The organism is Staphylococcus simulans, assembly GCF_003043455.1.
Lineage (GTDB): Bacteria > Bacillota > Bacilli > Staphylococcales > Staphylococcaceae > Staphylococcus > Staphylococcus simulans_A.
Map to the genome: position 1 here is coordinate 1 of NZ_PZGG01000079.1, position 8,209 is coordinate 8,209.

General features: G+C 35.3%; 9 protein-coding genes. 8 read left to right on the forward strand and 1 reads right to left on the reverse strand.

Features of this window, described 5'->3' with window-relative positions; all coding sequences use genetic code 11:
- Positions 1-27 precede the first annotated feature (27 nt).
- The 6 genes from argB to fumC all read left to right on the forward strand — a co-directional run bounded on the left by argB (position 28) and on the right by fumC (position 5,349).
- On the forward strand, positions 28-783 hold the full coding sequence (argB, locus tag BU038_RS11060) for an acetylglutamate kinase (protein WP_107606081.1): 756 nt from the start codon (positions 28-30) through the stop codon (positions 781-783).
- 116 nt (positions 784-899) lie between these two features.
- A complete protein-coding gene (queG, locus tag BU038_RS11065) occupies positions 900-2,024 on the forward strand; it encodes a tRNA epoxyqueuosine(34) reductase QueG (protein WP_107606082.1) in 1,125 nt (374 codons plus the stop codon).
- Positions 2,025-2,029: 5 nt separating this feature from the next.
- The gene (gene trmL / locus BU038_RS11070) at positions 2,030-2,500 is read left to right on the forward strand and encodes a tRNA (uridine(34)/cytosine(34)/5-carboxymethylaminomethyluridine(34)-2'-O)-methyltransferase TrmL (protein ID WP_107606083.1); all 471 of its coding nucleotides are present in this window, start codon (positions 2,030-2,032) and stop codon (positions 2,498-2,500) included.
- A 155-nt stretch (positions 2,501-2,655) separates the two neighbouring features.
- Positions 2,656-3,255, forward strand: a complete 600-nt coding sequence (locus BU038_RS11075) for a 6-phosphogluconolactonase (RefSeq protein WP_107606084.1) — start codon at positions 2,656-2,658, stop codon at positions 3,253-3,255.
- 133 nt (positions 3,256-3,388) lie between these two features.
- A complete protein-coding gene (locus BU038_RS11080) occupies positions 3,389-3,802 on the forward strand; it encodes a hypothetical protein (RefSeq protein WP_107606085.1) in 414 nt (137 codons plus the stop codon).
- A gap of 158 nt (positions 3,803-3,960) precedes the next feature.
- The gene (fumC, locus tag BU038_RS11085; RefSeq protein ID WP_107606086.1) at positions 3,961-5,349 is read left to right on the forward strand and encodes a class II fumarate hydratase; all 1,389 of its coding nucleotides are present in this window, start codon (positions 3,961-3,963) and stop codon (positions 5,347-5,349) included.
- Positions 5,350-5,402: 53 nt separating this feature from the next.
- Here fumC and BU038_RS11090 read toward each other — a convergent pair whose 3' ends face one another.
- Complete coding sequence (locus BU038_RS11090; protein ID WP_107606087.1) at positions 5,403-6,230, reverse strand: RluA family pseudouridine synthase; 828 nt, start codon at positions 6,228-6,230, stop codon at positions 5,403-5,405.
- Positions 6,231-6,366: 136 nt separating this feature from the next.
- Here BU038_RS11090 and BU038_RS11095 point away from each other — a divergent pair, with 136 nt between their 5' ends.
- Positions 6,367-7,521, forward strand: a complete 1,155-nt coding sequence (locus BU038_RS11095; RefSeq protein WP_107606088.1) for a GAF domain-containing sensor histidine kinase — start codon at positions 6,367-6,369, stop codon at positions 7,519-7,521.
- Entirely contained in the window at positions 7,496-8,122 is a 627-nt protein-coding gene (locus BU038_RS11100; RefSeq protein ID WP_107606089.1) for a response regulator, read from the forward strand. Before BU038_RS11095 ends, BU038_RS11100 begins: the two co-directional genes overlap by 26 nt.
- Positions 8,123-8,209: the final 87 nt, after the last annotated feature.

The following is an 8,209-nucleotide window of genomic DNA, read 5'->3' on the forward strand; positions in this document are numbered from 1 at the left end:
AGAGAAAGGGATAAAAGTGATTGATTTATGAAATACATTGTTATTAAAATAAATGGAAGTATACTCGACCAATTAGCACCTTCGATATTCAAACAAATTGCAGACTTTAAAGATAACGGACTATATCCAATCATTGTGCATGATGGTGGTCCAATGGTAAATGAAGCCTTAACAGAAAGTGGCATTGAAATAGAATATGTTAAGGGCGTCAGAAAAACCAATCTTCAAACATTGAACATTATAGTCAACACTTTGTTATGCAAGGTCAATGTTGACATAGTAGAAGAAGCGAATGAAGCTGCTCAAAATTTCATTGGTATTAATGGGGCATATTTTCCGATTTTTGATTGTCGTCCTTGCTCAAAAGAACTAGGGTATGTGGCAGATCCAGAAAATATCAATCGAGAAGTGTTTCAACAACTTTGTACGAATTATATTCCAGTAGTTGCTTCTATCGGACGATATCATAATCAATTTTATTGTATCAATGCAGAAACACTTGCTTATAAAATCGCAGCAACTATGCAATCGCCTTTAATTATTTTAAGTGATCTACCTGGTATAAAAGATCATGATGAAGTTATTTCAAACATTCAATTTTCTGAATTAGACAAATTGATTTGTTCTAAGACAAATACTGATGGTATGATTTCAAAATTAAAAAATGCATCAGAAGCACTTCATGCAGGTGCTAAAGAAATCATTATTTTGCCAGGTTATGAAGAGAATATCATGAGGCAATATTTTGATGGACAACCCGTCGGAACAAAAATTCATAAATAATAACTAAGCTGATATCGATAAAAAGGTATCAGCTTTAATTTTTGAAGGAAATTTAACTTGTAGGTATGTATTGTGTGTTAAAATACAGAATGGACCATGGATATGGAGGCATTATGGTGGATAATAAACAATTAAAAAAAGATATTATTGAATATGCCCATCAAATCGGGATAGACAGTATTGGTTTTACAACTGCAGATCCATTTGATGAGCTTAAACAAAAGTTAGTGGACTATCACGCCAAAGGATATGCATCTGGTTTTGAGGAATCAGATATTGAATTACGAGTAAATCCTAAGTTGTCGATGCCAACCGCAAGATCTATTATCGCTATCGCAGTAGGTTATCCTAATAAATTAAAGGGTGCACCAAAAAGTGTTCGAGGCGATCGTAGAGGAATGTTTGCGCGGGCTTCATGGGGACAGGATTATCATACAATTATGCGAAAACGCTTAGATAAATTAGGTGACTATATCAAGTCACGCGTACCCGATGTAGAAATGTTATCGATGGTAGATACAGGTGTATTATCAGATCGTGCTGTAGCTGAACGTGCAGGGCTTGGTTTTACAGGCAGAAATGGTTTTGTCATCAATCCTGATTTAGGTACATGGACTTATTTAGGAGAAATGTTGGTCAGTATTCCATTTGAACCAGACGACCCATTACTTGATAGTTGTGGTGATTGTACGATTTGTGTTGACCGTTGTCCAACTGGTGCATTAGTTGGTAACGGACAATTAAACAGCCAGAAATGTATTTCATTCCTTACACAAACAAAAGGATATTTACCAGATGAATATCGTTATAAAATCGGCAATCGTTTGTATGGCTGCGATACGTGTCAACAAGTGTGTCCGAAAAATAGAGGGATTAATACAGAACATGATGATATCGTATTAGAACCTGAAATTTTAAAACCGCGTTTAATTCCTTTTCTGCAAATGAGCAATAAAGAATTTAAGAATACGTATGGGCATTTAGCAGGTGCTTGGAGAGGTAAAAAGCCTATTCAACGTAATGCGATTATTGCATTAGCGCATTTTAACGAAACAGCAGCTTTACCAGAACTAAAAGAGGTAGCATTAAATGACCCAAGACCGATGATTCGAACAACTGCTTATTGGGCCATTGGTCAAATAGCGGGTGAGGAAGAACGTGATTTTATCGAAGCCCACCTCGCTGATGAATTAGAGGAAGTACAAGAAGAAATGTTAAAAGGATTAGAAAAGAGGAATTAAGTAACATGACTAACCATGTCGTTTTATACCAACCCCAAATTCCTGCGAATACAGGGAATATAGCAAGAACATGTGCAGGTACAGATGCACATTTACATCTCATTAAGCCGCTAGGATTCAGCACAGATGATAAAATGTTGAAACGTGCCGGCCTGGATTACTGGGTACATGTGAACATTACTTATTATGAAAGTATCGAAGAGTTTTTCGAGAAAACAGATGGACATTATTATCTCATCACTAAATTCGGTCAAACGACCTTTACAGATTTTGATTATTCAAATTCTGAGGAAAATCATTATTTTGTTTTTGGGCGCGAAACGACAGGATTACCAGATTGGGTAAAAGAAAAATATGCTGAAACAGCTTTAAGAATACCAATGAATGATTATATTCGTTCATTAAACTTATCTAATACAGCTGCAATTTTAGTATATGAGGCTTTGAGACAACAAAATTATCCGCACTTGCATTAATGGATATTTGGGTTTGAGTGAAATCACTAAACGAAACAGGTATAATAGAATTAACTATAACGTATATCTATGCGTTTACTTCTTTTGATAACAGGGTAAATAATGTAGCAATCGAAGTGATATACGAACTGAGAACAATTAGAGGAGTGTACATTATGGCAATGAACTTTAAGGTTTTTCCAACTGCAGACAAAGCTGCACGCTATACTGCAGATATTATCAGAAAGACATTTAATAATAATCCAACAACAATCATGGGTGTGCATCTAGCAGATGACAACGCGCCTGTTTTAGAAGATTTAAAACAAAACGTGTTGCGTAACCCGGTTGATTTCAGTCAAATCAACATTTTAGATTATGATAACAACAAATCTTATTATCAAACACTAGGTGTACCTGATACACAAGTTTATGAATTATCATATAACGATGGTGTTGTTGACTTTATTGATGAAAATATCAAATCAAAAGAAAACAAAGCTAAATTTACATTACAAGTCTTAACAATTAATGATAAAGACAGTTTAGATGTTGCAGTTAAATCTGGAGTAATGCCTGCACGTGAAGTAGTTTTAGTTGTGACAGGTGCAGAAAAAGCAGATTTAGTGAAAAAATTATACAACGAAAACGGCAACTCAAGCTATGTGCCATCTGATTTAAAAGCACATCGTATGGTGAATGTTATTTTAGATGAAGCAGCAGCTGCTGGTTTACCAGAAGATGTACGTCAGTATTTCACTGAACGTTTCGCTTAAGTTGAATCATTAATAATCAATCAAATCCGAGTTATGTTGATGAATTGAAACATAACTCGGATTTTAGTTTGTATTCAAGTCTTATTTCCTTTATTATTTTGTTGAATGAGTAATTTCAGAAAGGAACATTTCCATGCAAAATCTACATAAAAATTGGAAACTATTAATGTTAGCTACTGTGGTTTTTGGATTACTATCTATCAAAGGTTTTCCAATTGCGTTAGGTGCACTGTATTTACCTGTACTATTTCGTGTAGTTAAACTACAAATGAATTTATCTGAAGGCTTAGTTAGCCAACGTGACCCGCAAATGTTTATTAAGAGTAACCAAAAAGGCGTCATCATCAGTGTGATTTGTTGTATCGCTATCACATTTATTTTATTCAAGCCGTTAGGTGATTTTTATAATAGTTTAACTGGCTTTTTAGGAACATTGATCAACATCAGTCCTGTTTTATTAGTCATCAGTATAATTTTATATATTTTAACTGCTGTTGCGGTCATTCAAGCTGTTAAACATCACTTTAAAAATGTTGAAACTAAATAATAAGTATATTGAATGAGTCTAGCTTGCTAGGCTCTTTTTTCTTATGTTCTTATACACAATTAACAGACATGAAAGCGTTAACTATATAGAGATTTAATTTAAAAACATTTAATGCTATACTTATGATAAATACCAATCATAAAGGGGAGACAAGTCAAATGTCAGTAAGAATTGAACATGATACATTCGGAGAAATTGAAGTACCTGGTGATAAGTATTGGGGTGCACAAACTGAAAGAAGTAAGCGTAATTTCCCAGTAGGTAAAGAACGTATGCCAATCGAAGTGGTATACGGATTTGCGCAATTAAAACGTGCAGCAGCATTAGCTAACTTTGAATTAGGTAAATTAAGTGAAGCTAAAAAAGACGCAATTGTCTTTGCGTGTGATCGTGTAATTAAAGGGGAACTCGATGAACACTTCCCACTTGTTGTATGGCAAACAGGAAGCGGTACGCAAAGTAATATGAACGTAAATGAAGTAGTCAGCTATGTCGCTAATGATTACTTGAAAAAACATGGCAGTGAAGAAACAGTACATCCTAATGATGACGTGAATAAATCACAAAGTTCTAACGATACATTCCCAACAGCCATGCATGTTGCGTTATATCATGAAATTGAAGCAAACTTAGAACCAGCATTAAAACAATTACGTGATACATTTGCGAAGAAAGAAAAAGACTTCCATGACATTATCAAAATTGGACGTACACACTTACAAGATGCGACACCAATCCGTTTAGGTCAAGAAATCAGTGGTTGGCGTTATATGCTTGATAAATGCGATCAATTATTAGGTGAGTCTAAAGCACATTTGTTAAGTCTTGCGATCGGTGGTACTGCAGTAGGTACAGGTATCAACGCACATCCTAAATTCAGTGATATGGTTGCTGCGAATATCAAAGAAAATACAGGTTATCCATTCGTATCTTCTGAAAATAAATTCCATGCTTTAACTGCACATGATGAAGTGGTTCAATTACACGGTTCATTAAAAGCCTTAGCGGCTGATTTAATGAAAATCGCGAATGACATTCGTTGGTTAGCATCTGGTCCAAGAGCAGGATTAGCTGAAATCAGTATTCCTGAGAACGAACCAGGTTCTTCAATCATGCCAGGTAAAGTTAACCCGACACAATGTGAAATGTTAACAATGGTTTCTGTACAAGTCATGGGTAATGATACGGTTGTAGGTATTGCCGCTTCTCAAGGCAACTTTGAATTAAACGTATTCAAACCAGTGATTATGGATAACACATTACAATCTATCTATTTACTCGCAGACGGTATGCGTACATTTGATGAAAACTGTGCACAAGGTATTGAACCGATTGAAGAAAATATCGATCAATATTTAAACCGTTCATTGATGTTAGTCACTGCTTTAAACCCACATATCGGTTATGAAAAAGCAGCTAAAATTGCGAAAAATGCACATAAAAAAGGCATTACATTAAAACAATCAGCTATTGATTCTGGCTACTTAACAGAAGAACAATTTGATGAGTGGATCAAACCAGAAAACATGGTTGAACCGAAAGAATAATCAATCTAAAAAATATGAAATCAAAAAAATGGAGAGGGCAGCTGCCTTCTCCATTATTTTTTGTCATCTAACGAAACAGAAATCTTTTCTTTAGTTAACGGATGTACAAATTCAATTTTATGACTGTGTAAACGTAATTGACGTAGTTTAGAATCACCATATAAAGGATCCCCAATAACTGGATGGCCGATGGCGGCTAAATGTACACGGATTTGATGTGTGCGCCCAGTGTCTAATTTGATATCTAATTCACACTCGTTTTCTTTCAACATACGTCCATCTAGTATATGTGTGATGGCTTGTTGGCCAGTCGGTGAGACACGTCTGCGGTTAGGATGGAACTTATCTTTACCGATCGGTTTGTCAATCGTTTGCGGTTTTAGTGGCAATAAGCTTTTGACTACCGCTTTATAAATGCGTGATATTTGATTTTCTTCTAACATGCGGTCTAGTAACTTTTTCATCAATGGATTTTTTGCCACAATCAGTAAACCAACTGTTTCTTGGTCTAAGCGATGAATCGGTTCTACATAATCGCTATCTAGTGTATAAATCACATGATTCATTAAGGTATTACTTTCTTTTAAGTCATTGGGATGTGTTTTAACGCCTTTAGTCTTTTTGATAATCGCAATATCTGCATCTTCATAATAGACATCGGCATACCGATAACTTGGTAAATAATTACTTGTTTCGTCCGGAGTCGGGACAAAAACTTGATCTCCTTGTTGCACTTTAGCTGAAAGCTGTGCTGGTTCTTGATTAATGGTAATGGCTTTTGACATATTTAATTGATGCAGTTCTTTCTTAGGTAATTTCACATCTTGGAAAATTTCTCTCAATGTATAGCCGTTATATTGTTCAGGTACTTTAAATTCCATAACTTCCTCCTCGATTATTACTTAATATCATAACATATTCTGCGGTGTGATAGTTGTGTGTTCAAGTAGAATGCTATCGTTATAGAGAGTGAATCGGTATAATAAAAATAGATTAAAGATTAAAGAGGTGAACACTGTGGTTAAACCGACACGTCTAGCGTTGTTAAAAGAAATCGCTGAATATCTGAATGAAGAGACAGAAATTTATACAATGATGCAAGGTGCTTTAAAGCTGTTGATTGAAGGCAGTACTTTTACAACAGGTTGGATTTTCTTTATCAACGAAGCGGGTGAACATGAAATGGCAGCGGATTACCAATTGCCAAGTGCTTTAACCAAACATGACTGTCAAAGTATGCGAGAAGGAACTTGTTGGTGTGTACAAGCGTATCACAGTGAAAAGTTGATGAAAGCCTCTAATATCATTCATTGTTCAAGAATCAGCGCCGCAAATCAAGCCTATGCAGAAGAATCTGGCGGTATTACACATCATGCGACGGTTCCATTACGCTCTGGTAATGAACGATTCGGTTTATTGAATGTGGCTTCACCTGATACTATAAAGTATTCAGAAGAAGATTTAGAACTGTTAGAATCTGTGGCGTTTCAAATCGGTTCTACGATAAAGCGTATTGAATTGACGAATAAAGAAAAAGAAGCGGCACGTTTAAACGAACGTAACAGATTAGCACGTGATTTACATGATTCTGTCAATCAAATGTTATTTTCGTTGAAACTGACTGCGCATGCGGCTCATGGTATGACTAAAGAGCCAGTTGCTAAAAAGGCTTTTGAGACCATTGAGACAACAAGCCAACAAGCTGTCAATGAGATGAGAGCGTTAATCTGGCAATTAAAACCAATCGGATTAGAACATGGGTTAGTAAGTGCTTTAAAACAATACAGTCATTTAATTGGTATACAGCCAGAAATAGAAGTAGAAGGTCTCATTGACTTATCCAGCAGTGTTGAAGAACATAGCTATCGCATCTTACAAGAAGCGATGAATAATATTAAAAAGCACGCACAAACGAACAAAGCTCACGTCCTCTTGTATCAGCATGATGGTAGTTTTGATATGGTGATTTCAGATGAAGGAGCTGGTTTTAATCCGGATTGGATTGACCAAACATCGCATGGTATCTATAATATGCGTCAACGTATCAAACAAATTCAAGGGAAAATAGAGATAAATTCTAAATTGGGACAAGGAACAACAATAAGTATAAGTGTACCATTGACTCAAACAGAGAAGGAGACAAATCATGAATCAAGTCGTTTTGATAGATGATCATTACATTGTACGTCAAGGTTTGGAATTTTTGATTTCAACCATTGATGATTTAGCAGTACAAGGTTCTTTTGCGAACGGTAAAGCATTTATAAAAAAATTAGAACAAAATGAGCAGCTTCCTGATATTGTACTGCTTGATTTAGTAATGCCTGAGATGAACGGTATCGAAGTGACAGAATATCTCAAAACACATTATCCTGATATTAAAATATTAGTGTTAACTAGTTATGCAGATGATGAACATGTCATTTCAGCTATTAATAAAGGGGCAGACGGTTATGAAATGAAAGATGTTGAACCAGAACAGCTCATCACATCTATACATAAAGTACTACAAGGAGAAAAAATCATTCATCCTGAGGTACAAAAAGTGATGGAGGATGTGGCCAAAAAACCGCACCACGTCAACAAACTGTCTAAACGTGAAACAGATGTCTTAAAAGAAATGGCAAAAGGTAAAACAAATCGTGAAATAGCAGAAGCTTTATTTGTCTCAGAAAAGACGATTAAAACACATGTCAGTCATATTTTCTCAAAACTACAAGTCAGTGATCGCACACAAGCTGCCATTTATGCAATGGAAAATAAACTTATCTAATTCAATGTTAAACGTATATGAAAGCTTAGTCTAATAACTTTCATATACGTTTATTTATTTTGTGAAAAACAGCACAATAAAATGTAT

Bases quoted from the DNA above. Each gene is read 5' to 3' on its own strand.
- argB (WP_107606081.1), top strand. From the start codon at position 28: ATGAAATACATTGTTATTAAAATAAATGGAAGTATACTCGACCAATTA.
- trmL (WP_107606083.1), top strand. From the start codon at position 2,030: ATGACTAACCATGTCGTTTTATACCAACCCCAAATTCCTGCGAATACA.
- BU038_RS11075 (WP_107606084.1), top strand. From the start codon at position 2,656: ATGGCAATGAACTTTAAGGTTTTTCCAACTGCAGACAAAGCTGCACGC.
- BU038_RS11080 (WP_107606085.1), top strand. From the start codon at position 3,389: ATGCAAAATCTACATAAAAATTGGAAACTATTAATGTTAGCTACTGTG.
- fumC (WP_107606086.1), top strand. From the start codon at position 3,961: ATGTCAGTAAGAATTGAACATGATACATTCGGAGAAATTGAAGTACCT.
- BU038_RS11090 (WP_107606087.1), bottom strand. From the start codon at position 6,230: ATGGAATTTAAAGTACCTGAACAATATAACGGCTATACATTGAGAGAA.
- BU038_RS11100 (WP_107606089.1), top strand. From the start codon at position 7,496: ATGAATCAAGTCGTTTTGATAGATGATCATTACATTGTACGTCAAGGT.